General features: G+C 73.2%; 13 protein-coding genes, 1 tRNA gene and 1 other RNA gene. 4 read left to right on the top strand and 11 right to left on the bottom strand.

Annotated features, from left to right (window positions below):
- Positions 1-84: 84 nt before the first annotated feature.
- Together BIU98_RS01545 and ffs are read right to left on the bottom strand one after the other, a co-directional pair.
- Positions 85-7,695: an Ig-like domain-containing protein gene (locus BIU98_RS01545; RefSeq protein ID WP_071270261.1), complete on the bottom strand. Its 7,611-nt coding sequence runs from the start codon at positions 7,693-7,695 to the stop codon at positions 85-87.
- 171 nt (positions 7,696-7,866) lie between these two features.
- An RNA gene (ffs, locus tag BIU98_RS01540) (signal recognition particle sRNA small type) lies at positions 7,867-7,963 on the bottom strand.
- Positions 7,964-8,001: 38 nt separating this feature from the next.
- On the opposite strand from ffs, the gene BIU98_RS01535 reads away from it, so the two are divergent.
- The gene (locus BIU98_RS01535; RefSeq protein ID WP_071270258.1) at positions 8,002-8,676 is read left to right on the top strand and encodes an NAD(P)H-binding protein; all 675 of its coding nucleotides are present in this window, start codon (positions 8,002-8,004) and stop codon (positions 8,674-8,676) included.
- Between the two features lie 591 nt (positions 8,677-9,267).
- Here the strand turns inward: BIU98_RS01535 and BIU98_RS01530 are convergent.
- The gene (locus BIU98_RS01530; RefSeq protein ID WP_071270255.1) at positions 9,268-10,464 is read right to left on the bottom strand and encodes an acetate/propionate family kinase; all 1,197 of its coding nucleotides are present in this window, start codon (positions 10,462-10,464) and stop codon (positions 9,268-9,270) included.
- Positions 10,465-10,526: 62 nt separating this feature from the next.
- On the bottom strand, positions 10,527-12,701 hold the full coding sequence (gene pta / locus BIU98_RS01525; protein WP_071270252.1) for a phosphate acetyltransferase: 2,175 nt from the start codon (positions 12,699-12,701) through the stop codon (positions 10,527-10,529).
- A 122-nt stretch (positions 12,702-12,823) separates the two neighbouring features.
- Between pta and BIU98_RS01520 the strand changes: the two genes are divergently transcribed.
- Together BIU98_RS01520 and BIU98_RS01515 are read left to right on the top strand one after the other, a co-directional pair.
- Positions 12,824-12,911: transfer RNA gene (locus BIU98_RS01520), tRNA-Ser, on the top strand.
- Between the two features lie 328 nt (positions 12,912-13,239).
- Positions 13,240-13,797: a hypothetical protein gene (locus tag BIU98_RS01515; protein WP_071270249.1), complete on the top strand. Its 558-nt coding sequence runs from the start codon at positions 13,240-13,242 to the stop codon at positions 13,795-13,797.
- 81 nt (positions 13,798-13,878) lie between these two features.
- Here the strand turns inward: BIU98_RS01515 and BIU98_RS01510 are convergent, their stop codons facing one another.
- On the bottom strand, positions 13,879-15,849 hold the full coding sequence (locus BIU98_RS01510; protein ID WP_071270589.1) for a helicase HerA-like domain-containing protein: 1,971 nt from the start codon (positions 15,847-15,849) through the stop codon (positions 13,879-13,881).
- 64 nt (positions 15,850-15,913) lie between these two features.
- Entirely contained in the window at positions 15,914-17,170 is a 1,257-nt protein-coding gene (locus BIU98_RS01505) for a multidrug effflux MFS transporter (RefSeq protein WP_254787756.1), read from the bottom strand.
- A 178-nt stretch (positions 17,171-17,348) separates the two neighbouring features.
- On the opposite strand from BIU98_RS01505, the gene BIU98_RS01500 reads away from it, so the two are divergent.
- Complete coding sequence (locus BIU98_RS01500) at positions 17,349-17,930, top strand: TetR/AcrR family transcriptional regulator (protein WP_071270584.1); 582 nt, start codon at positions 17,349-17,351, stop codon at positions 17,928-17,930.
- A 220-nt stretch (positions 17,931-18,150) separates the two neighbouring features.
- Here BIU98_RS01500 and BIU98_RS01495 read toward each other — a convergent pair whose 3' ends face one another.
- The 5 genes from BIU98_RS01495 to BIU98_RS01475 all read right to left on the bottom strand — a co-directional run bounded on the left by BIU98_RS01495 (position 18,151) and on the right by BIU98_RS01475 (position 25,244).
- Complete coding sequence (locus BIU98_RS01495) at positions 18,151-20,160, bottom strand: protease pro-enzyme activation domain-containing protein (RefSeq protein ID WP_254787755.1); 2,010 nt, start codon at positions 20,158-20,160, stop codon at positions 18,151-18,153.
- Between the two features lie 371 nt (positions 20,161-20,531).
- Positions 20,532-21,101, bottom strand: a complete 570-nt coding sequence (locus tag BIU98_RS01490) for a substrate-binding domain-containing protein (protein ID WP_071270246.1) — start codon at positions 21,099-21,101, stop codon at positions 20,532-20,534.
- 86 nt (positions 21,102-21,187) lie between these two features.
- Positions 21,188-22,585 carry an MFS transporter gene (locus BIU98_RS01485; protein WP_071270243.1) on the bottom strand — a complete coding sequence of 466 codons (1,398 nt, stop codon included), beginning with the start codon at positions 22,583-22,585 and terminating at the stop codon, positions 21,188-21,190.
- 36 nt (positions 22,586-22,621) lie between these two features.
- Positions 22,622-23,767, bottom strand: coding sequence for a cystathionine gamma-synthase (locus BIU98_RS01480; RefSeq protein WP_071270240.1), 1,146 nt, complete (start codon positions 23,765-23,767; stop codon positions 22,622-22,624).
- A 112-nt stretch (positions 23,768-23,879) separates the two neighbouring features.
- Complete coding sequence (locus tag BIU98_RS01475) at positions 23,880-25,244, bottom strand: cystathionine beta-synthase (RefSeq protein ID WP_071270237.1); 1,365 nt, start codon at positions 25,242-25,244, stop codon at positions 23,880-23,882.
- Between the last annotated feature and the right edge of the window lie 11 nt (positions 25,245-25,255).

The raw sequence follows: 25,255 nt of genomic DNA, 5'->3' as shown, positions 1-25,255 counted from the left end.
GGGTGCCGGGACCCGGAGACGGCAGCGCGCCTCCCGGCCGTCAGGACGACGGTCGGGAGGCGCGCTGCGGGTCGTGCGCCCGCGTCAGCTCCGGCGGCGGCGGACGCTGCGTGCCAGGCGCGACAGGCCGAGCAGCAGGAACCCGAGGACCACCAGGCCGCCGGCCGCTCCGGCGAGCGGGGCGACGTCGGCGCCGGTGAAGGCGAGGTCACCGCGCGGCGTCCCCTGACCGGAGGTCCCGCCGGTCGAGCCACCGGTGCCGCCGGCCGTGCCGCCGCCCACCCCGGAGCCCGGCAGGCCGGTCCCGCCCGTGCCCGGGAAGCCGGGCGTCCCGGGCAGACCCGGCGTGCCCGGCAGACCCGGCGTGCCCGGCAGACCGGGCGTGCCCGGCAGACCCGGCGTGCCCGGCAGACCGGGCGTGCCCGGCTGACCCGGCTCGGTCGGCTGCCCCGCGACCGCGGCGTCGACCATGACGGTCCGCACCTGCGGGGCGGACGTGACGCCACGGACGGTCTGCGTCGCGGTGAGCTGGTGCGTCCCGACGGGCAGCCGGAGCACGACCGACCAGGAGCCGTCCGCGTCGGCGGTCGTCGTGACCGGGGTCCCGTCGCCCGCCCAGACCGTGACGGTCGCGCCCGGCTCGGCGGTCCCGGTGACGGTCCAGTCGACCCAGCCCGCGTCGCCGGCGGTCTGGTGCTGTCCGGGCATCGGCGACGTGACCGCGAGCGGGTCCACCGCCTGGACCACGATCGTCACCGTCGGCGCCGTGGCGGCCACCCCGTTGACGGTCTGCGTCGCACCGATGGTCCACTCCCCCTCCGGCACCCGGTCGAACACGACGCTCCAGTCGCCGTCGTCGTCGGCGGTGGTGGTGCGGACCTGCCCGGTGGACAGGGTGACCGTGACCATGACGCCCGGCGTCGCCTGACCGGTCACCGTGAAGGAGCCGGTCGAGCCGGTCCCGGTGGCCGGGATGAGCTGCCCGGGGGTCGGCGCGGTGATCACCACGTCGTCCGGCTGAGCCGTGACGACCCGGACGTCGGCGGTCACGGGGTCGGACGTGCGCCCCCCGACCGTCTCCGTGACGGAGACCGTGTGGGTGCCGGTCGACACGTCGTCGACGGTCGCCGTCCACGAACCGTCGTCCCCGGCCGTCGTCTCGACGGTCTGTCCGTCGAGCTCGACCGTGACGGTCGCCCCGGGCTCGGCGGTGCCGCTCACCGGGATCCACGCGGTGTCACCCGTGACCGGGAACACCTGGCCGTCGGTGGGGCTCGACACGGTCACCGGCGTCGCGGCGACCACGGAGAACCCGACCTCGGAGGCGGTGCTGTCCCGGCCGCCGACGGTCTGCGTCGCGGCGATGGTGTGCGATCCGGTGCCGATGCCCGGCACGGTGACGCGCCAGGCGCCGTCGGTGTCGGCCGTCGTCGTGACCGCCGCCCCGCCGTGGATCGACACCGACACCGCGGCGCGTGCCGCTGCCGTGCCGGACACGACGACGTCGGTCGGGCCGCCGAGCACCCGGTACACGGTGCCCGGTGCCGGCGAGGTCACGACGATGCTCTCCGCGTCGGCGACCACGACGGTGAAGCCGCGGCCGACCGGGTCGGACGTCGTGCCGTTGACGACCTGCGTCACCGACAGCTGGTGGGCGCCGGCGTCGAGGCCCTGGAGGGTGGTCGTCCAGCGGCCGTCCGTCCCGACGGGCACCTCGACGGGGTCGCCGCCGTCGGCGACCACCACGACGGTGGCGCCGGGCTGGCCGGTGCCGTTGACGACCACGTCCGTGCCGGTGGTGCCGGCGGGGACGGTGATCGTCGAGCCGGCCGCGGGGGTGTCGATCGCCAGGGTGGTGGCACCGGCGACGGTGAACCGCGAGGTGACCGGGCTCGACGTGGACCCGTCGACGGTCTGGGTGGCGCGCACGGTGTGGCGCCCCGTCCCGACCCGGGTGAAGTCGACCGACCACGTGCCGGCGTCCGTCGCGGTGGTGCTCCGCACGGTGCCGTCGTCGAGACGGACCCGGACGGTGGCGCCGACCGCGGCCGCACCGCTGGCGGTGACGGTCGTGGTCGAGTCGTCCTGGGCGACGCGGATCGTCGACTGGTCGGCGGGGACCGCGATCGTGATCGGGTCGGCGACGACGACGTGGACCGGCACGGTGACCGGAGCGGACTCCGTGTCGCCGATGCGCTGCGTCACCGACACCACCGGGTCGCCGGCTCCGACGCCCGCGACGTCGACGGTCCAACGGCCGTCGCTGTCGACGGTCGTGGACTCGCTCCGGCCGCCACCGAGGTCCACGACGACGTTCGCGCGGGGCTCGGCGGTGCCGCTGACCCGGATCGTGGTGGTGGCGTCGGCGTCCCCGACGGGGAACTCCGCGTCGGTGGTCGGCGTGGTCACCCGGACGGGCGCGCCGGCGACGACCTCGAAGGTCGAGGTGACGGGTGCCGTCGAGGTGGAGCCGTCGACGGTCTGCGTGACGCTGACGTCGTGGTCGCCGACGCCGAGGCGCGGGACCTCCACCGTCCAGGTGCCGTCCGTGCCCGCGGTGACCTCCACCGGGTCGCGGTCGTCCACGGTCACCGTCACCGTCGCGCCCGGCTGGGCGTCACCGGCGACGACGACCGTCGTGGTCTGGTCACCGTCGGCGACCGTGACCGGCTCGTCGGCGTCGGGCTGGCGGATCGTCAGGTCGGCCGCGGCCACGACGGTCACGGGGCGTTCGACCGCCGCGCTCGTCGTGCCGTTCAGCGCCTGGGTCACCGACGCGGTGTGGGAGCCGGTGGGCACGTCCTGGACGGTCGTGTCCCAGGAGCCGTCGCCCCGCACGGTGGCGGTCGCGGAGCCCCCTGCGCCGAGGTCGACGGTCACGGTGGCGCCGGGCTGGCCGGTCCCCGCGAAGTCGACGTCGGTGGTGGCGTCGTCGTCAGCGACCGTGACGCGCGTGGCGCGGGCGGGGTCGGTGACGGTCAGCCGCGCTCCGGCGACCACGGAGACCGTGACGGGCTCCGCTGCCGAGGTCTGGCCGGCGAACCGCTCGGTCGCGGTGACCCGCAGGTCACCGACGGGCCGGTCCTCGAAGGTCCAGGACCAGGTGCCGTCGTCGTCGGCGGTGACGGTCCGGGTGGAACCGTCGGAGAGGCGGACCGTGACGGACGCGCCCGGCTGCGCCGAGCCTCCCGTCCGCACGTCAGCCGTGCCGTCCGCGTCCGCGACGAGGAGTCGCGTCCCGTCCTCCGGCGTGGTGATGGTGACGTCGTCGGCTGCCTGCACCGAGACGGTGCGGTCCGGACTGGAGGCCGTGGTGCCGGCGACCGTCTGGGTCGCGGTGACGGGCTGGTCGCCCACCGGCACGCCGGTGAAGGTGACCGTCCAGTCGCCGTCGGCGTCCGCGGTCGTGGTCAGCTCGTCGTCGCCGAGCCGCACCGAGACCGGTGCTCCGGCCGCTGCGGTACCGGAGACGGTGACGTCCCGTGTGCCGTCGTCGCCGATGACGTACAGGACGTCGTCGGCGGCCGGGCTCGTGACCCGCACCGGGTCGGCGGCGACGACGGACACCGTCCGCTCGACGGGCACCGAGGTGTCGCCACCGAGCGTCTGCGTGACGGAGACCGGGTGGTCACCGACGGCGAGGTCCGGGAACGTGACCGTCCAGGTGCCGTCGTCGCGGACGGTCGCGGTGGCGTCCGTCGCACCGGGGGTGCTGGCCGTGACGGAGGCGCCGGGCTGTGCGGTGCCGGAGACGGTGACGTCGGTGGTGACGTCCTCGCCCGCGACGGTGGTGGTGTCGTCGGCGCCCGGCGTGGTGATCCGGACCGGGGCCGCGGTGACGACCTGGAACGTGATCGGCAGGGCGCTGGTGTCGACGCCGTTGATCGTCTGCGTGGCGTTGACGGTGTAGGTGCCGGTCGGCGCGAGGTCCCCCGCGGTGACGGCCCACGCCCCGGTGTCGGGGTCGGCCGACGTCGTGAGCAGGGTGCCGCCCACGGAGACGGCGACGTCAGCGCCGGGCTCGGCGGTGCCGGTGATCCGGACGTCGGCGGTGGCGTCCTCGTCGACCACCACGAACCGGAGACCGGTCGGCGGGGTGTCGATCGTGATCGCACGGCCGGGCACGACCGTGAAGTCGCGGTCGACGACGGGGCCGTCGGTGCCGTTCACGGTCTGCGTGGCGGTCACCGTGTGGGCACCGATCGGCAGCGACGTGCCACCGGTCGCCGGAGCCGTCCAGCGGCCGTCGGGTCCGGCGGTGACCACGATCGGGTCGCCGTCGTCGAAGCGCACCGTCACGGTGGCGCCGGCCTCGGCGGAGCCGCTCGCGATCACGGCTGCCGTGGCGTCACCGCCGGCGGGGACGTCCTGCCGTGCCGTCGGGGTGTCGATCCGCAGGGCCGCGCCGGCCTCGACGGTGAAGTCGCGGTCGATCGCGGCGCTCTCCACACCGTTCACGGTCTGGGTGACCGAGACGGTGTGGTCGCCCGTGCGGACGGCCGGCAGCGTGACGCGCCACGTGCCGCCGGTGCTGGTTGCGGTCGTGGTCAGGGGGGTGCCGTCGTCGAGGACGACCGTCACCCGAGCGCCGGGCTCGGCGGTGCCGGAGACCGGGACGTCGATCCGCGACGAGGCCTGCGCCACCGTCGTCGTCGACCCCTGGGTCGGGGCGGTGACGCCGAGCGGCGTCGCCGTGCGGACCGTCACGACCTGCTCGAGGACCGGCGAGGTCGTGCCGTTCACCGTCTGCGTCGCGGCGATCGTGTGCCGGCCGACCGGGACGTCACGGACGGTGACCGTCCAGTCGCCGTCGTCGTCGGCCGTGGTCGTCGCCGTCAGGTCGTCGCCGAGGCTGACCGCGACGTCGGCGCCCGCTTCGGCCGTACCGGTGACCGGTAGGTCGGTGCGCTGGCCGAGGACCGTGACGACGTCGCCGTCAGCCGGGTCGGTGATCGTCAGGGCGTCGCCGGCGGCGATGGTGAAGGTCGAGGTGACCGGGCGGGACGTGGAACCGCCGACCGTCTGGGTCGCCGTGACGGTCCTGGGGCCGACGGGGACACCGCGGTAGGTGGTGGTCCAGGCGCCGTCGTCGTCCGCCGTCACCGTGGCGACGAACGCGCCGCCGATCGAGACGTCGACGCGGGCGTCGGGCGCAGCGGTGCCGCGGACCGTGACCGGCGTGGTCGAGGACGCGTCGGCGACGGTGATGGTGCTGTCGTCTTCCGGTGCGGCGATCGTCAGTGCAGGCGCTGCGGTCACCGAGAACGCGCGGCGGACCACGGCGCTCGTCGAGTCGCCGATCGTCTGCGTGACCCGGGCGGTGTGGTCGCCGACGGGGACCCGCTGGAGCGTGGTCGACCAGGTGCCGTCGGCGTCCACCGTGGCGGTGGCCGTGCGACCGTCACTCGCGTCGACGTCGATCGTCGCGCCGGCCTGACCGGTGCCGGAGACACGCACGTCCCGGGTGGCGGCTGCGTCGGCGACCGGGAACTCCTGCCCGGCGGTCGGGGTGGTGACGGTCAGCGTCGCTGCCCGGACCACGCGGAACGTCCGCTCGGTCGGGGCGGAGGTCGCGTCCGCCACGGTCTGCGTGACGCTGGCGGTGTAGCTGCCGGCCGGGACGCCCGGCACGGTGACGGACCACGCTCCCGTGTCGTCGGCGGTGCCGGTGGCCGTGCGGCCGTCACCGAGGTCCACGGCGATGGTGGCGTTCGGCGTCGCGGAACCGGTCACGGTCACCGGGGCCGAGGCACCGGCGATGGTGAAGGTCTGACAGGTGGTCGGTGTCGTGATCGTCAGGGCCCGCTGGGCGACGACCGAGAAGGTCTGGGTCGCCGTGCCGGCGGCCGCGCCACCGACCGTCTGGGTGGCCGTCGCGGTGAAGGTCCCGGTGGGGACGCTCGCGACGGCGGTGGTCCAGGTGCCGTCCGCGGCGACCGTGGCCGTGGCGGTGCGGTCGTCGCCGAGGTCGACCGCGATCGCGGCGCCCGGGTCGCCGGTGCCGCTGACGGTGATGGACCGGGTGGCGTTCGCGGTCGGCACGCTGAACGACTGGTTCGCGGTCGGCGCGGTGATGGTCACGGGAGCCACGGCCGCGGCCCGCACGGTCGACGTGGCGAGGTCGACGGTGGAGACGTCCGCCCCCGGCAGGATCGACAGGCGGAGGGCGTGGACGCTGCGGGTGCCGGCGTCGGAACCGCGGCGGTCGCGGAAGCCGGTCGTGGTGTCCTGCGCGTTCACGGTGAGGTCGATCACCTGGCGCAGCAGCAGCACCACGGGCGAGAGCAGCCGCGAGACTGCCGTGGTCGTCGCGGTCAGCGTGGTCCCGAGCGTGGTGAGGGCGTCACCGGTGAGGAGCGGCCCGGCGACGGCGCGGACGCCCGGGATGAGCGTGGTGGTCACGACGGGCGTGACGACGGGCAGCAGCGCGGAGCCGAGGAGCCCGAGGCCCGAGGCGGTGACGACCGGCGTGCCGGTCGTGGTGCCGAGGACCTGTCCGAGGGTGGTCGCGACGTTGACGGTGAGCGGTGCGACCGGCAGGCCGGCGATCGTCGCGTTGGCGGTGACCCGGATCGTGATCGCGGTCGAGTTGACGGTGTTCACGACCGCGGTCTGCAGCGCCGTCGGGAGCTGGCGGCCGAGGATGTCGGCGATCGCCGTGTTGATCGAGGTCACCGCCTGCTGCGTCAGCACGGGCGTGTTCGCCGGCTGGCCGTTGAGCGCCGTGAGCTGGTCGAGGTCGACCGTGACCGCGCCCGTCGACGGGGTGAGGGTGACCGCCCCGGACGTGAGCGGCTGCGCGAGGACCTGCGTCAGCGTGTCGTCGAGGTTGAGGTCGACGGTCGCCCGAGCGGTCGTGCCGTTGAGCGACACGAGCCCGAGCGAGGACAGCGCCCCCGTGAGGCCCGTCGTCAGCTGCCCGGTGACGCCCGAGAGCGCACCGTTCGCCCCGAGCGTGGAGTTCACGCCGGACGAGAACGTCCGGAGGTCGCTGCGGAGCGCCGTGGTCAGCCCGGCGACCGCTGGGCTCTGCAGGCTGAGCTGCGCGTTCGCGATCCGGTAGTCGCTCGTGGTGGTGACGGTCGAGCCACGCGCGGCGGAGATCGTCGACGCGAGCGCCCCGACGGTGAGCCGTCCGTCCGCGAGCACCGATGCGTCCGCACCGACGCGGGACAGCAGCGGGTCGAGGTTCACGGTCGCGCCGGACCCGTTCGTGCCCGAGCCGACGCCGATCGCTCCGTTGCCGGTGACCGCGCCCGAGGACGCGGTGGCGCCGGTGGAGGACGTCGTGGCGTACTGCCCGGCGACCCCGAGCCGGAGGATGCCGTTCGGCCCGAGCAGGTCGATGTCGTTCCCGAGGTCGACGTTGACCGCGTTCAGGGCCGTGACGTCGAGCGGCTGGCTCGTGGTGCCGCCGCCGCTCGTCGTGCCCCTGGCCGAGTACGCCCCGGCGAGCTGCGCCAGGGTGTCGACGTCGACGATGCCCGATCCCCCGAGCAGGACGCCTTCGCCCTCGGTGAGGTCGTTCTGGGCCGCCGCCGCCGGCTGGATCGCCACGGTCGCGGCGATGAGCGCGGTGACCGTGGCCACGACGCCACTGCGGAGCAGCAGTCGTCGGTCGCCGACGGAGAGTCGTCCTGTCCTGTCGCCGGTCCCGTGCGTTCGGGTACCACGAAGCGACACGTGCTTGCGCATGTGTGTTCCTCATCCTGACGGGCGCACCCGTCACCTGATCCTCGGATTCCCCCCGGTGGTGAGCCGGAGGGGCTGATCCTCCCGATGGTTCGTCGGGAGTGGTCGGGACCCTGGTTGGGGGTTCCTGGGATGATCTTCACACACGATCGGGAGGTTGTCCCACCCGGACATGAAAAAGACTCCTCACGCACCCGTCAGAGCCAGGTTGCCCTTGCTGCGTTTCCGCCCTGGGGGAGTTGGCCTGGATGGCGTCACGTGAGGAGCCGCCGAGAAGTCTACCGGATCACAGGGGGCAGGATTGACGACATGAAGATCGCCATCGCCGGAGGACACGGCCAGATCGCCCTCCTCCTCGCCCGACAGCTCACCGACGCCGGACACCAGGCCATCGGCATCGTCCGGAACCCCGCCCACGTCGCCGACGTCGAACAGACGGGTGCGACCGCGGTGGTCGCCGACCTCGAGCAGCTCGACGACGACGACCTGGCACTGCGCCTGCGCGGCGTCGACGCGGTGGTCTTCGCCGCCGGCGCCGGACCGGGCAGCGGGGCCGAGCGGAAGCTCTCGGTCGACCGCGACGGAGCCGTGGTGCTCGCCGACGCCGCCGTGCGGTCGGGCATCGAGCGCTACGTGATGATCTCCGCGATGGGCGCCGACACGTACGACGCCACCCGGGCCGTGGTGCCGGCGCAGGACGAGGACGCGGTGTTCCAGGTCTACCTGCGCGCCAAGGCCGAGGCTGACGCGAACCTCCGGGCTCGCCGCCTCCGCTGGACGATCGTGCGCCCGGGCGGGCTGCTCGACACCCCGCCGCAGGGCACCGTCACCGTGGGGCGCACCGTGCCGCGGGGGTCGATCCCCCGCGCCGACGTCGCCGCGGTCGTGATGCACGCGCTGCTCGACGACACCGCGGTGGGCGTGCAGTTCGAGGTCACGAGCGGCGACACGCCGATCCCGGCGGCGCTCGCGGCGCTGGGCTGAGGCGGGGGCGCTGCCGCGGGCTCTGCTGGTGCCGCTGGTCCTCCTGCGAGACACCCCCGTCTGCGCGAGACACCGGCGTGTCTGCGCGGGGCCGGCAGCGAAACGCCCCTGTCTGCGTGAGACGCCGGCGTGTCTGCGCGGGGCCGGCAGCGAAACGCCCCCATCTGCGTGAGACGCCGGTGTCTCGTGCAGCATCAGCAGCGAGACACTCCCGTCTGCATGAGACGCCGCGGACTCCTCGAAACGCCGCAGTTTTCGGCGGCGTCTCACACGTGCCGCGGTGTCTCACCGAGACGCCGGCGTCTGACAGGCTCGGGCCGATCCGCAGCGACGTCCTCGGCGAGACGCCGGCGTCTACCCGAGACAACCGCGTGAGCGTGAGACGCCGGTGTCTCGTGCAGCGTCAGCAGCGAGACACCCCCGTATGAGTGAGACGCCGTGGACTCCTCGAGACGCCGCAGTTTTCGGCGGCGTCTCGCACGTACCGCGGTGTCTCACCGAGACGCCGGCGTCTCGCACTCGACGCCGCGCTCCCACCCGCACCCGCTCCCGACACCGCGCCCGCACGCGTACTCGACGCCGCACCCGCGACTACAGCGCGACGGCCGCCGACTGCCGAGCGATCTCGAGCTCCTCGTTCGTCGGGATGACCAGCACGGCGACCCGCGAGGCATCCGTCGAGATGAGCCGAGCGTCCTTCGCGTGCAGCTCGTTCCGGTCGTCGTCGATCTCGATCCCGAGGTGCCCCAGCCCGGCCAGCACCCGGCGCCGCAGCAGCGCGTTGTTCTCCCCCACGCCCGCCGTGAACACGACGGCGTCGAGCCCGCCGAGCTGCGCGGTGTACGCCCCGACGTAGCGACGGATGCGGTGCCGGTAGACGGCGAGCGCTGCCTCGGCCGCCTCGTCCCCGTCGATCGCCGCTGCCTGCACGTCGCGCATGTCGCCGTTGCCGGTCAGGCCGAGCAGCCCGGACTGCTTGTTCAGCATCGTGTCGAGGTCGTCGAACGACATCCCGGCCTCACGGTGCAGGTGGATGAGCACAGCGGGGTCGAGGTCCCCGGACCGGGTGCCCATGACGAGGCCTTCGAGCGGCGTCAACCCCATCGAGGTCTCGATCGACCGCCCGCCGTCGATCGCCGCGGCCGATGCCCCGTTGCCGAGGTGCAGCACGATCGTCTTCAGCTCCGACAGGGGACGGTCGAGAAACACGGCCGCCTGCTCGGAGACGTACTTGTGGCTCGTGCCGTGCATGCCGTAGCGGCGGATCTGGTGTTGCTCGGCGAGGTCCGCCGGGATCGCGTACGTGTACGCGTGCGGCGGCATCGTCTGGTGGAACGCGGTGTCGAACACGGCGACGTGCGGCACGTCGGAGAACACCTGCTTCGCGGCGCGGATCCCCTCGAGGTTCGCGGGGTTGTGCAGCGGCGCCAAGCTCGACAGGGCCTCGATCTGCTGCTCGACCTCGTCCGTGACGATCGTGGCGGCGTCGAAGGCCGTGCCGCCGTGGACGACACGGTGCCCCACGACCGACGGCGGGTGCTCGTCGAACGACGGTCCGACCTTCGCGAACGCGTCGATCATCGCCTGGAACCCGGCGGCGTGGTCAGGGACCGATGCCGAGTCGTTCGACGACGACTCCCCCGTCAGCGCGTTCGTGTGCTTCCACGCACCCGTCGACTCGCCGATGCGCTCGACGAGGCCGGAAGCGAGCTCACGCTCGCCGTCGAGCTCGATGAGCTGGTACTTGAACGAACTCGATCCGGAGTTCACGACGAGGGCGGCGGTCACGGTGACTCGCTTTCTGTGCATGGCCCTGGGGCCGGTCTGGAGGCTCGGGAGGCGTCCGGCGCTCAGCGAGCGCTGGTCACGGTGTCGGTCGGTGCAGCGTCCGAAGGCGCTGCGGCATCGGCGGTCGTGCTGCCGTCCGTCCGCGCGGTGCCCGCCTGGATCGCCGTGATGGCCACGGTGTTGACGATGTCGCTGACGAGTGCCCCGCGGGACAGGTCGTTGATCGGCTTGCGGAGCCCCTGCAGCACCGGGCCGATCGCGACCGCGCCGGCGGACCGCTGGACCGCCTTGTAGGTGTTGTTGCCCGTGTTGAGGTCCGGGAAGACGAACACCGTTGCGTGGCCGGCGACGGGCGAGTCCGGCATCTTCGTGCTCGCGACGGTCGGGTCGGCGGCGGCGTCGTACTGAATCGGCCCCTCCACGAGCAGGTCGGGTCGACGCTCCCGCACGAAGGCGGTGCCCGCGCGGACCTTGTCGACGTCGGCACCGGAGCCGCTGTCCCCCGTCGAGTAGCTCAGCATCGCCACACGGGGCTCGATGCCGAACTGGGTCGCGGTCTCGGCGGAGGAGATCGCGATGTCCGCCAGCTGTTCGCTGGTCGGGTCGGGGATCACCGCGCAGTCGCCGTAGACGAGCACGCGGTCGGCGAGCGCCATCAGGAACACGCTCGACACGATGGACGTGTCCGGACGGGTCTTGATGATCTCGAAGGACGGTCGGATCGTGTGCGCGGTCGTGTGCCTGGCGCCGGACACCATGCCGTCGGCGAGTCCGAGCTGCACCATCATCGTGCCGAAGTACGAGACGTCGGTCACGGTGTCGCGGGCGAGCTCGATGCTCATCCCCTTGTGGGCGCGGAGCCTGGTGTACTCCTCGGCGAAGCGCTCACGGAGCTCGGGGTCGAACGGCGACACGAGCTGGGCGGCATCGAGGTCGAGGCCGAGCTCCGTCGCCCGCGCCCGGATCGCCGCCGGGTCGCCGAGGATCGTGAGCGCGCAGACCTGCCGCTGCAGCAGCGTCGAGGCCGCACGGAGGATGCGGTCGTCGTCGCCCTCCGGCAGCACGATGCGTGTGCCGTACTCACGAGCCCGGTCGAGCAGCCCGTGCTCGAACATGAGCGGCGTGACGACCCCGGACGGCGTGACCTGGAGCCGGGCGAGGAGGTCGTCGGCCTGCACGTGCCGCTCGAACAGCGACAACGCCAGGTCGGCCTTCCGCGGGGAGTCCGCCGCGAGCCGCCCCCGGGTCTGCGTGATGCGCAGCGCCGTGTCGTACGTGCCGAGGTCGTTGCTCGCGATCGGCAGCGAGCTCGACAGGCCCTCGAGCAGCCGGGTGATCTGCGGTGCCGTCTCGAACCCGCCGTTGAGGATCACGCCGGCGAGGCTCGGGAACGTGTCCGACTGGTTCGCCAGGAGCGTCGCGATGAGGACGTCGTTGCGGTCCCCCGGCACCACGACGATGCCGCCCTCGATCAGCCGCGGGAGCACGTTCTCCATGCTCATGCCCGCGACGACCGTGCCGAGGGCTTCGCGGTCGAGCAGGGCGTCGTCGCCGCGGACCAGCGTGGCCTCGGTGGCGGCGAGCAGGGCGCGCACGGTCGGGGCGACGAGGACCGAGTCCTCCGGGATCGCCCACACGAGGGTGTCGGGGTGGTGGTCCTGCACGGCTGCGGACACAACGTCGCAGATGGCGGCCAGCGCGTCCGGGTCGGCGCGGTTGACGACGATCCCGAGCAGCTGCGCGTGCGCGGCGCGGAGTTCGCTCGTCGTGACCTCGGCGACCTGGCCCATGTCGGCAGCCGTCCTGGCACCGCGCTCGGCCGAGTCCCGCCCGCCGAGGACCAGGAGCACCGGCGCGCCGAGGTTCGCCGCGACCTTGGCGTTGAAGGAGAGCTCGGTGGGGCTGCCGACGTCGGTGTAGTCGGAGCCGAGGACCACGACGGCGTCGCACTGGCGCTCGACCTGGGCGAACCGGCCGACGATGGTGGCGAGCGCCGCGTCCGGGTCGGCATGGACGTCGTCGTACGTCACGCCGACGGCGTCGTCGTAGGACTGGCCGGCGTCGGTGTGCTGGAGCAGGAGCTCGAGCACGTAGTCGGGTTCCTCCACCGAACGGGCGACGGGCCGGAACACGCCGACGCGTCCGACCGTGCGGGCGAGGGTCTCGAGGACACCGAGCGCCACCGTGCTCTTGCCCGTGTGTCCTTCTGCTGACGTGATGTAGATGCGGGTCGACACCGCTCCAGGCTAGCCGTGCCGCTGCCGTGCCCTCTGGGAGCGAGTGGACCTGTGGAGAGACGTGGTCGTCCACACCCGCGAAGACCTGTACCATGGGGTGTCGTCATCGCGAGATGGTGCCAGGAGAATTCGCCTAGTGGCCTATGGCGCACGCTTGGAAAGCGTGTTGGGTGCAAGCCCTCGGGGGTTCGAATCCCCCATTCTCCGCCACGAAGAACAGCAGCGACACCAGCACGACCGAGAGCGCACGAGTCCACCGGGACCGTGCGCTCTCGTCGTCCCGGAGCCGATCGGATGCCGATCCGGCGCGATGACGTGTCACGGTCCCCCACCCTGCGGACCACGCTGAACCCCGCTCCCCCGGGGCTCCCCCAGAAGGGTGGACAGACCTGTCGCAGTGGCCGACGCCTCCCCTATGCTGCCGGTACGACACACCCGACGGACGGGTTGGTCGTGCACACGGAGACGGCAGGGGCGCCGTCCAGGAGCGCCCCCGACGGCGCACCGCGGGTGCACCCGAGGGGACGAGGAGACGGCCGTGGGGGAGACGACGGCGGCGACGGCGGGTCCGGTGACGTTCGACGTCCTGGTCCGCCCCCGCGTCGCACTCGTGCGCTCGACGGCGCTGAGCATCGTGTTCTCGGCCGTGCCGCTCGCCGTCGCCCTCGTCTGGGTCTCGTTCCCGCTGCGGCTCTGGGCGCTGGTCGCCACCGTCGTGGTGGTGCTGGCCGTCGCCGCCGGGATCGTCTTCGTCCGCCTCCGGTCCGCCTTCGTCGGCATCAGCTCCGACGGCGTCACGGTCCGGGGCGTGCTGACCCCGATGCGGTCCGTCGGGCGCCTCTGCGTCGAACGCGTGGTGCTCGCCACCACCTTCGGCAGCTCCGTCGACCGGACCACGCGGGTCCTCGTGGCGTACGGCCCCGACGACCGGCACCTGTTCCGGATGCGCTCGGACGTCTGGGGCGACGACGGCCTCGACCGCGTCGTCGACGCCCTCGGGGTCCAGGTCACGGAGCTCACCCGCCCGCTGCCGGCGCGGGACTTCGCCCGGCGGTACCTGCCGACGCGTCCGACCGACCGCCGCAAGCCCTGCTGACCGGGCCCGACCGCCCCGGGCCCTGCTGACCCCGGCCGACCACCGCCAGCCCTGCTGACCCAGGCCGACCGCCTCCGTCGCTCAGCGTCGGCGGCGCAGCGTCGAGAAGATCCCCTGCACGACCTCCTTCGCGATCGCCTGGCCCAGTCCCCCGCCGAGCAGGTCGGACAACGGGTCGCCGGCCTTCCGGGACGACGAGGTCCGCGACCGCGACGTCGTACGCCCACGACGCTGCGCCGCCGTCCGCTCAGCCTGGTCGAACTCGCGCTGCGTGCGTTCGTACTCCCGCTGCGCGGCGGTCCGTTCCCGGGCCTCCTGCTTCGCCCGGGTGGCCGCGTCCTTCGCCGCCGTCGCAGCGGCACGGGCGGCCTCCTTCGCCGCTTCGGCCTCGGCTGCGGCAGCCTGCTTCGCGGCGTCGTCGGCGGCCGACTGCGCCGCTGCCGCCTCCATCCGGCGCGCGAGGACCTCGTGCGCGGAGTCGGGGTCGACGGGGGTGCCGTACGTCGCGAGGAGCGGGGAGGCGGCGACCCGGGCCTCCATCTCGGCTGCCGGCATCGGGTCCATGGAGCCCTGCGGTGCGCGCAGTCGTGTCCACGCCACCGGGGTCGGAGCGCCCTGCTCGTTCATCACGGTGACGATCGCCTCACCGGTGGCCAGGGAGGTCAGGACCTCGCCGAGGTCGTACTCGCTCGTGGGGTACGTCGAGACGGTGGCGCGCAGGGCCTTGGCGTCGTCCGGGGTGTGTGCGCGGAGTTGGTGCTGTACGCGGGAGCCCAGCTGCGCCAGGACGTCGTTCGGCACGTCCTTCGGCGTCTGGGTGACGAAGACGATGCCGACGCCCTTCGACCGGATGAGCCGCACGGTCCGGACGATCTGCTCGAGGAAGTCCTTCGACGCGCCGGTGAACAGCAGGTGGGCCTCGTCGAAGAAGAAGACGAGCTTGGGCTTGTCCTGGTCGCCGACCTCCGGCAGCTCGTTGTACAGGTCCGCGAGCAGCCACATCAGGAAGGTCGAGAAGACCTCCGGCTGGTCCTGCACCCCCGGCACCTCGAGCAGGCTCACGATGCCGCGTCCGTCCGCCGCCGTCCGGAGGAACACCTGCGTGTCGATCTCCGGTTCACCGAAGAACCGGTCGGCGCCACGGTCCGCGAACGTGACGAGCTCGCGCAGGATGACCCCGGCCGTCTGCTTCGACAGGCCCCCGAGGTCCGCGAGTTCGGGCTTGCCGGCGTCGCTCACCAGGAAGGTCAGCACGCTCCGCAGGTCGGCGAGGTCCACGAGTGCCAGACCGGCCCGCTCGGCGTAGTGGAAGACGAGCCCGAGCGAGGACTCCTGCGTGTCGTTCAGCCCGAGCACCTTCGACAGCAGCAGCGGCCCGAACCCGGACACCGTCGCCCGGATCGGCACGCCGGTCCCCTGCCCGCCGAGCGAGTAGAACTCGGCCTGGCTGGCGGCGGGGGTCCAGGTCTGCCCGATGCCCGTGGTCCGCGCGAGGAGCTTCTCGGAGCCCTGCCCGGCCACCGCGAGCCCGGACAGGTCGCCCTTCACGTCCGCGGCGAACACGGGGACGCCGTTCGCCGCGATCTGCTCGGCCAGGAGCTGGAGCGTACGGGTCTTCCCCGTGCCGGTCGCACCGGCGACCAGGCCGTGCCGGTTCAGCATGCCGAGGGGGATGCGGACCTGGACGTCGGGGAGCGCGTCGCCGTTGACCAGGGCACCGAGCTCCAGCGCCGTGCCGGTCACCGTGTAGCCCGCGCGGACGGCCGCGACGGCGTCCGCCCCGAGCGGTCCGACGGGAGGCTCGGTGGCAGTCGGCGACGTGGCCGTCGGGCCCGGGGTGGTCCCCTCCGGCGCCGGAGGGACGTCGGTCGCGGGCGTCGCGTCGGGCGCGGGTGCCGGCGCGGGCGCTGCTGGCGTAGGGGCTGCCTGGGCCAGTGCCGCGGCGAGCTCCTCGGCGCGAGCAGCCGCTTCGTCGGCGAGCCGTCGGGCATCCTCCGCCGCAGCCCGCGCTGCCTCGGCTGCCGCCCGTGCCTGCTCCACCGCGTCGCTCATGGCCACAGCCTAGGGACGCCGCTGACCCCGCGGAACGACCTGTGGAGAAGTCACCCGCCCGACCTCAGTGCGACAGCGCCGGCACCGTCCGGGGCCGCACGACGAACCACAGCAGCAGGATCGCGACCGCGGCCGTCGACGCCATGACGCCCGCCATCGGTGCAGCCTGCGTGATCCCGAGCCAGCCGACGATCGGCGAGATGAGCCCGGCGACGCCGAAGTTCAGCGCACCCAGGACCGAGGCCGCGGTCCCGGCCTCTTTCCCGTGGGAGGCGAGCCCGATGACCTGCACGAGCGGGAACGAGAACCCGCACGCGGCGATGAAGAACCAGAGCGGGACCAGGACCCCGACGAGCCCGGCACCGAGCAGGTCGAGCACGATGATCGCCGTCGACGCCAGGAACAGGGTGGCCGTCGAGCACGCCAGGATCCACTGCGGACCGACGCGCTGCGCGAGCCGTGCCGAGATCTGCACGCCGAGGACGACCCCGACCGAGTTCACCGCGAAGAGCAGGCCGTACTGCTGGGCGTCGAGGCCGTACACGCCCTGGAACAGGAAGGGTGACGCGCTGAGGTACGAGAACAACCCGCTGAAGACCATCGCCCCGATGAGCGCGACCCCGACGAAGATGCGGTCCGAGAAGAGCGCTCGGTAGCGCTGCCCCATGGTGGAGTGGCCGGCCTCCTGGCGACGAGCCGGCGGCAGCGTCTCGACGATGAGCAGGATCGAGGCGATGACGACCGCCAGGCCGTAGCACGCGAGGAAGACGAAGATCCCGCGCCAGCTCGTGAACCGCAGCATCTGCGACCCGATGAGCGGTGCCAGGATCGGTGCGAGCCCGTTCACCATCGCCAGGCGGGACAGCATCCGGACCAGCGGCTTCCCGCCGAACAGGTCGCGCACGGTGGCCATCGCGACGACGCCACCGGCAGCGGCACCCATGCCCTGCAGGACGCGGAACAGCCCGAGCACCTCGATGTTCGGCGCGGTCGCCGCCCCGATCGACGCGGCGATGTGCACCGTCGTCGCGATGATCAGCGGCAGACGGCGGCCGACCTTGTCGCTCCACGGGCCGACGAGCAGCTGCCCGGCCGCGAACCCGAGCGTCGTCGCCGTGAGCGTGAGCTGCACCGCGCCGTCGGTGACCCCGAACTGCTGCTTCAGCGCGGGGAACGCCGGCAGGTACAGGTCGATCGTGAACGGGCCGAGCGCCGTGAGCGCACCGAGCACGAACACGTAGACGAGCCGTTGGGCCCGGGAGAGCGAGTCCCCCGGATGCAGGATGACTCTCAGCGAGCCGGTGGTGGCGGGCGCGGTCACGACGGGTCCTTCAGCGGTGAGGGTGGGTGCGAGTGGTGATCGCGGCCACGCTCGAATCGATTCGGCCGCGGTACCATCCTACGCACCGACACCCGACCGCGACACCGCCGCCCGACCTGCGGTAGCGTCGGCATGCTCGGGAGTCCGGGCGACCAGGACGGAAGAGGGGGTGGGCGTCATGGTGGACGCTCGGATCCTGCACACCACGGCTGCCCTGCGTGAAGCGATCCTGCGACTCGCGACGAGCCGACCGGTGTCCGAGATCACGGTCGCGGACGTCACCCGCGCCGCCGGGATCAACCGGGCCACGTTCTACTCGCACGCCGTCTCCCCCGGGTCGCTGCTCGCGGACGTGCTCACCCCGGAGCTCGACGACATCCGTGACGAGGACGCCGCCGCCCGCCGCACCGCCGCGGAGCAGGGCGCGGACGCCGAGGAGCTCGCCGCCATCACGCGCCGCGGCATCAACGCGGTCGTCGAGCACGTCGTCACCCACCGCGACATCTACGCCAGGGCCCTGCCCGACCCGAACGACGCCTCGCTGCACCGGCTGCTCGTCGAGCACTTCACCGTGTCGAGCGTCCGGCACATCGAGGCGCTGGACGCCCCCGCACGTCCCGAGCTCCTCGACGACGTGGCCGCCGGGTTCGTCGCGCAGGGCTTCGTCGGTGCGATCGAGGCCTGGCTCGCCGGCCCCCGACGCTCCCGCCGCGCCCTCGTCGACACCATCACGCGGTCGTTCCCCGCGTGGTGGAGCTGACGCGCCCGTCTCGGACGCTCGCTCCGACCTCGCACGGTGCGCGGTCGCTCGCCCCGTGCGAGGTCGGCCACCCCGTGCGACCCGCCAGGCCCGCACCGAGTGGCCAACCTCGCACCAGCGCGCGCACCCACCAACCTCGCACCAGCGCACCACGTGACGGACGGGAGGCTCGGTGCCAGCTGGCACCGAACCTCCCGTCCGTCACGACCCGGCCACGCGCCTACCGGCGCGCCACCGCCGCCAGCCCGCGGAACGAGACCGCCCCGAGCCCGGTGACGTCGTCGTAGCCCGTCGCCGTGGTCAGCGACGTGTCGTGGTCGAGCGTCACGAGGAAGTCGTGCCCCGAGGTCGCACTGGTGAACGCCAGCGCGATCGGCGACGTCGGCGGCGCGACGTCCGAGAAGGACGCCGGGGCGGCGCGGTACGTCGCGTACAGCGTCGGGTTCGCGAACCCGAGCCGGGTGCCCGTCGACTGCTGGACGAGCGCGGACAGCGCCGCGGTGATCGGCGAGGCGAGCGAGGTGCCGCCGTACGTCTCGTTCTCGAACGCACCGGTGGCGAGCGTGGCGTCGTCGGTGATCGGACGGATGCCGATCGAGAACCCGGTGTACGGGTCCGCGAGCGCCGCCAGGTCGGGTGACACGCGCTTGCCGTTCGCGAGCCCGGCCGGCACGACGCCGCGCTGGTACGCGGGCTGGTCGAACAGCGTGCTCCGACCGCCGCCGGCACCGCCGCCGACGATGCCGCCGGGGAGCGGCGTCGAGTAGACGTTGCCGCGCGGGCTCGTGACGATCTGGTCGAGCAGGTCGCCCCACCCGGTCTCGTAGGTCTTGCTGCCGTTCTTCGCGACACCGATGCTGGTGCCGCCGACCGCGGTCACCCAGGGGCTCGACGCGGGGAAGTCCGGCTGGGCGCTGCCGAGCGACGCGGACTCGTCGCCGTTGTCACCGCTGGAGAAGTACAGGCCGATGCCCTCGCCGGCAGCCTGGACGTGGAGGTTCTCCTGGCCGCGGATACTCGAGAGCGAGAGGTCCTCACCGACGTCGCCGTAGCTGTTGCTCACGAGGTCCGCGAGCCCCTGGTCGAGGATCCGGGACATCGCGACGTCGAGGCCGCCACCGCAGTTCGTGCCGCCGACGTAGAGGATCTTCGCCGACGGGGCGACCGCGTGCACCGACTGGACGTCGAGCGTCTCCTCGCCCTGCCACCCGCTCGGCTGCTGGCACAGCGCCTGGTCGGTGAACTGCGACCGTGCGGGGATGCGCTGCTCGAAGGTCGCCGTCGTCAGGGCGGGTTCCCCGTGCTGGGCGGAGTAGCTGTCCGTGTCGCGGACGATCGACGGCGAGGCGTACGCGTCGATGACCGCGACGGTCTGTCCCTGGCCCGAGACGCCCCGCTTGCCGAGCGCGTCGACGCCGTACGCTGACCGGATCTGGGACGGCACGTAGCCGCAGGCGAAGGTCGGGACGCTCGTCCGGCCGTAGGCCGCCGGGACCGTCGCGGTGTGCTGGCCGTCGTAGGCCGAGCACTTCGCGTCGATGCCCGTGGGCGCCGCCGCCTGCTGTCGCAGCCTGCGGGTCGGCGCGCTGGACGCCGGCGTCTCGCCCTGCTGCACGAGTTCCGGGTGCGTGAGCAGCCGACCCTGGTCGACGCTGACGCCGCTGACGAGTCCCGCGACGGCCGCGGGCAGGCTCGGGGCGGTCGACGGGGCGACGAGGGTCTGCTGCGCGTGCCGGTAGGCGTGCAGGGAGGTCCCGAGCACCGAGCCCACGACCGAGGCCGGCCCGCGGAACACGACGAACTCGTGGCTCGCGGGGACACCGGTGATGGACAGGCCCTGGGCCCGCAGGTACCCGGTGACCTGGTCCACGTCGCTCTTCGTGGGCGCGTACGCCGCGATCCACGCCTTCGGGCTGAGGGGCTTCCGGTAGCGGCTGGTCCCCGGCGTCGAGACGGCGGTGGCCAGGGCCTCGGCACCCGCCTGGTCCTTCAGGGGCAGGTAGACCTCACCCTCGACGTCGGTCGACCCGGCGACGGTCCCGGTGTCGTCGGCCGCGGTGGCCCACGTCGGGACGGAGTCGGGCAGCACGTGGCGGGTCGCGGCGTCGGCGGGGCCGGCGGCGAACAGCACGGCGCCGATGGTGCAGGCAGCGGTGGCGAGGGCGAACGCGGTGGTCCGCGGCCTCGTGGACAGGATGGTCGACCGGGGAGTCGGTTGGCGTCGGTGCACGTCGGGTCCTCTCGGGGGTGCCCGCCACCGGTCGGCCGTCCGCTCGCGCGATCGGTCGTTCCCAGCGGCTTCGTGGGCTGCGGTGAGCTGACTGTAGTGAGCAAGTGGAACCAGTTGACAGTCAGTGGTTCCACCGACGGACGACGTCACCCGGAAGGGGGTGGAAGCTGTCGCCCCGCTCAGCGAGGTCCCCCGCCGATCCGCGGGTCGCCGCGGCTCGGCTGGGTCCGGGCCGAGAACCTGTGGTCCGGTCTTGCGCCGGTCGGCGCGACCACACACCGGACGGGATGCTCCCCACCAGCTGGTGGGGAGCCTCCCGTCCGGCACGTCCCGGCCACGCGACCGGCGCGACCCGGCCGACGCGGTCGGTGTCAGTCGGTCGTCGGCTTCGTCCCGCGTTGCAGGGCCTCGACGACGGCGACGGCCCGCCCGACGAGCGCGGCGTCGGAGTCGCGGCCCTGCACCCGGTAGTCCGAGGAGATGCCGTCGCCGCCGGTGCCGGAGGCCGGCAGCGGGTCGCCGAGCGCGACGACGACGACGCCGGCGTCGTGGGCGGTCTGCACCTCGCCCGCCAGGGCATCGGGGTCGGCGGCCTCGACCAGGAGCGCCTTCGCGCCGTCACGCACGAGCTCGCGGATGGCCGATGCCTGGGACGCTGCGGGGTCGGTCGCGCTGGCGACCCGGACGTCCGGACGGAAGCCCGCGGACGTCAGGTCCTCGCGGAACCGGTCGGGCAGGGCCACGCCGCCGGAGCTCGCCCCTGGCGTCGCGTCGGCGGCCAGCAGGACCACCCCGACGACCGCGTGCTGGTCGAAGCCCCCGTCGGAACTCGTGAGGTCCGTGCTCTTGACCGGGGTCGGCGCCATCGAGGTCGTCCCCGTGCACCCGGCCAGCACGACGACGGCGCTCAGCGCGATGACGGCGGCCAGGATGCGGCGCACGGTTCCTCCTCGTCGTGGGTCCCCCACGCTACCCGTTCCCCGAGGACGCTACCCGGTGGCGGAGGGCGCTACCCGTTGGCGGAGGGCTACCCGTTCCCCGAGGACGGACCCGGGACCGGACCGAGCCGTCGGACCGAGGCCAGCCCCACCAGCGTGATGACGATCATGGCCGCGAAGACCAGGGCGAAGGCGGTGGGGTGGTCCCGTCCGCCGGCGGAGGTGAACAGCAGCCCGGCCACGGCGAGCCCCACCACGCTGCCGGCGGCGTCCGCGATCGTCAGGGCCGAGCTCGCGAAGCCGTCGTCGCCCTCGGTGGAGAAGCGGAGCGTGAGCATCGAGGTCCTGGGGTAGGCGAACCCCATCCCCGCACCGCCGACGAACCACCCCGCCACCAGCACCCACACGGGCAGGTCCCACGCGGCCGTGGCGAGAGCGGCCACCAGGCTGACGAGCACGAGCGCCAGCCCGATGCCGAACACGCGCGCGGCCGGCAGCAGCCGCTCCCCCAGGCGGCCGTTCAGCCAGCTCGCACTCGCCCAGCTCAGGGCGGAGACCGTCAGGGCGAGCCCCGCAGCCGACGCGGACAGGCCGTGCTGGGCCTGCAGCAGGAAGGGCACGTAGGCCTCGCTGCCGAAGAACCCCGCCGCGAGCACGCCGCGCAGCAGCACGACCGACGGCAGCCCCGGGCCGGCGGTCAGCGTCCGTCGGGGCAACAGCGGGCGGAGGGCGAACCACGCGCCGACGAGCCCGACCACCACCGCCAGGACCCGCAGCACCACGGGCAGGTCCGGCGCGACGTTGAGCAGCAGCACCGCGACGGCGGCCGCGACGGACCAGCCGATGCGGGCGCGCTGCCACGAGGGTCGGAGTTCGGGTGCCGGCGGGTGCAGGTGCCGGAGCGTGGGCACGAGCAGGGCGAACGCGACGACCGCGATGACGAGGGCACCCGCGAAGACCCAGTGCCAGCTCGCGAGCTCGGTGACGTACCCGGCGATCGCGGGACCGATGAGCGCCGGGACCACCCAGGCGGCGGCGAACCCGGCGAACACCGGGCCGTGCAGCTCCTCGGGGAAGATCCGGGCGACGAGCACGTAGAGGACGACGTCGATCGCGCCCGCGCCGAAGCCCTCGACCAGGCGTCCGGCGAGGAACACGGGCATCGTCGGGGCGAGCATCACGATGGCCGTGCCGATGGCGAAGAGCATCGCCGACACCCACGCCACGACCCGACCGCCCGCGCGGTCGGTCCAGTTGCCGGCGAGCACCATCCCCGGGACGCCGGCGGCGAGCGGGGCGGCGAAGCTCAGCGAGTAGAGGGTCTCCCCGTGCAGGTCGCGGCTGATCTCCGGCATGATCGTCGTCATCGCCAGGTTCTGGAACGCGGCCACGGCGACGATCGCGACCATGCCGATCGTCGGCAGCGCGTAGCCCCGACTGAACAGGCTGCTCCGCGTGGTCGTCGTCGCGCGTCCGTCGGTGGTCACCCGACCATCGTAGGAGTGGCCGGGGACACCGTCGTACTAGCGGGCGAGCGCCTGCTGCACGTCGGCGACCAGGTCGCCCGCGTCCTCGATGCCGACCGAGAGCCGCACGACGTTCTCCGGCACGGCCAGCTCGGTGCCCTTCACCGACGCGTGGGTCATCTCGCTCGGGTACCCGATGAGCGACTCCACCCCGCCGAGCGACTCCGCGAGCGCGAACAGCTCGGTCGACTCCGCGAAGCGCTTCGCGGCCTCGGGTCCCCCGGCGAGCGCCACGGACAGCATCCCGCCGAACCCGCGCATCTGTCGGGACGCGACGTCGTGCCCGGGGTGGTCGGCGAGGCCCGGGTAGAAGACGCGCTCGACGGCCGGGTGCTCGACGAGGGCCTCGGCGACCGCCTGCGCGTTCTGTGAGTGGCGCTCCATCCGGACGGCCAGGGTCTTGATGCCACGGATCGTCAGCCAGGCGTCGAACGGCGACGAGATCGCACCGGCACCGAACTGCAGGAACTGCACCTGGTCGGCGAGCTCCTGGTCCTTGAGGACGATCGCCCCGCCGACGACGTCCGAGTGGCCGCCGAGGTACTTCGTGGTCGAGTACGCGACGACGTCGGCACCGAGCGACAGCGGCTGCTGCAGGTACGGCGACGCGAAGGTGTTGTCGACGACGACGATCGCACCCGCCGCATGCCCGATCTCGGCGAGCGCCGCGATGTCGGCGATCTTCATGAGCGGGTTCGTCGGCGTCTCGACCCACAGCACGGTCTTCTCGGGGGCGCCCTCGAGCGCACCGCGGACCAGGTCGAGGTCGCTCATGTCGACGACGACGAGCTCCACGCCCCACGGCACGTGCAGGCGGCTCACCAGGCGGTGGGTCCCGCCGTAGACGTCGTTGCCCATCACCACGCGGGCGCCGGGCGCGAGCGTCGCACGGAGCAGGGCGTCCTCCCCGGCCAGGCCGGAGGCGAACGAGTACGCCGCCACGCCGCCGTCGAGGTCGGCGAGCAGGGTCTGCAGCGAGTCGCGGGTCGGGTTCGCGGAGCGCGAGTACTCGTATCCGTTCCGCATCTGCCCGATGCCGTCCTGCACGTAGGTGGACGTCAGGTGCAGGGGCGGGATGACGGCGCCGGTGGTGGCGTCGGGGTCCTGGCCGGCGTGGACGGCGCGGGTGCTGAACTCGGTCATGTGCTGTTCTCCAGGTCAGGAGCGGACGGGAGGCTCGGATCGCGTCGGGCGCGCACCGATCGGTGGGCGCGCTGCCGTGGCGCGCACCACTCGCGTGGGCGCGCCGCCGCGCTCACTCCGAGAGGTACGTGAGCAGGTCGTGTCGCGTCAGGACGGTGACGGGCTTGCCGTCCTCGACCACGAGCAGTGCGTCCACGGTCTCGAGGGCACGACGGGCCGACGACACGGACTCGCCGACACCGATGAGCGGCAGCGGGTCACCGACGGACTCGGCCAGGCGGTCGGCCATCTTCGCCGCCCCCGTGAAGACGTGCTCGAGCAAGTCCTTCTCCGCGACGGCGCCGATCACCTCGCCGATCACGACGGGCGGTTCGGCGCTGAGGACGGGCATCTGCGAGACGCCGTACTTCGACATGATGTCGACGACCTCGCGGATGGTGTCGCCCGGGTGCGCGTGGACGAGGTCCGGCAGGCGGCCGTCCTTGCCGGCGATGAGGGACCCGACCGTGCGGGCCTCGTCGGTCTCGGCGAAGCCGTACGAGCGCATCCAGCGGTCGTTGAAGATCTTGCCGAGGTAGCCGCGGCCGCCGTCGGGCAGCAGCACGACCACGACGTCGTCCTCGGTCAGGTCACGGGCGGCACGCAGGGCGGCGACGACGGCCATGCCGCTGGAGCCACCGACGAGCAGTCCCTCCTCGCGGGCGAGGCGACGGGTCATCGCGAACGACTCGGCGTCCGAGACGGCGATGATCTCGTCCGCGATGTCGGGGTCGTAGGCGCCCGGCCAGAAGTCCTCGCCGACGCCCTCGACCAGGTACGGGCGACCGGTGCCACCCGAGTAGACGGAGCCCTCGGGGTCGGCGCCGATGATGCGCACGCGCCCCTCGGAGGCCTCCTTGAGGTACTTGCCGGTGCCGGAGATCGTGCCACCGGTGCCGACGCCCGCCACGAAGTGGGTCAGCTGCGCCTCGGTGTCGCGCCAGATCTCCGGACCCGTGGTCTCGTAGTGGCTGCGCGGGCCGTTCGGGTTCGCGTACTGGTTCGGCTTATAGGCGCCGGGGATCTCCTGCACGAGCCGGTCGGACACCGAGTAGTACGACTCGGGGTGCTCTGGGGGGACCGCCGTCGGCGTGACGACGATCTCGGCGCCGTAGGCCGTCAGGACGTTCCGCTTGTCCTCGCCGACCTTGTCGGGCAGGACGAACACGCAGCGGTAGCCGCGCTGCTGGGCGACGAGCGCCAGGCCGACGCCGGTGTTGCCCGAGGTCGGTTCGACGATCGTGCCGCCGGGGCGGAGCTCGCCCGAGGCCTCGGCCGCGTCGAGGATCCGGGTCGCGATGCGGTCCTTCGAGGACCCGCCGGGGTTGAGGTACTCCACCTTGACCAGGACCGTCGCTCGGACGCCCTCGGTGACCCGGTTCAGCTTGACGAGAGGGGTGTCGCCGACCAGGTCGACGACGGAGTTCGCATAACGCACGCGTTGATCCT

It is taken from the genome of Curtobacterium sp. MMLR14_010 (genome assembly GCF_001865015.1).
Taxonomy (GTDB): domain Bacteria; phylum Actinomycetota; class Actinomycetes; order Actinomycetales; family Microbacteriaceae; genus Curtobacterium.
This window is presented reverse-complemented; position numbering and strand designations above follow the sequence as displayed.

Bases quoted from the DNA above. Each gene is read 5' to 3' on its own strand.
- BIU98_RS01545 (WP_071270261.1), bottom strand. From the start codon at position 7,695: ATGCGCAAGCACGTGTCGCTTCGTGGTACCCGAACGCACGGGACCGGC.
- BIU98_RS01535 (WP_071270258.1), top strand. From the start codon at position 8,002: ATGAAGATCGCCATCGCCGGAGGACACGGCCAGATCGCCCTCCTCCTC.
- BIU98_RS01510 (WP_071270589.1), bottom strand. From the start codon at position 15,849: ATGAGCGACGCGGTGGAGCAGGCACGGGCGGCAGCCGAGGCAGCGCGG.
- BIU98_RS01500 (WP_071270584.1), top strand. From the start codon at position 17,349: ATGGTGGACGCTCGGATCCTGCACACCACGGCTGCCCTGCGTGAAGCG.
- BIU98_RS01480 (WP_071270240.1), bottom strand. From the start codon at position 23,767: ATGACCGAGTTCAGCACCCGCGCCGTCCACGCCGGCCAGGACCCCGAC.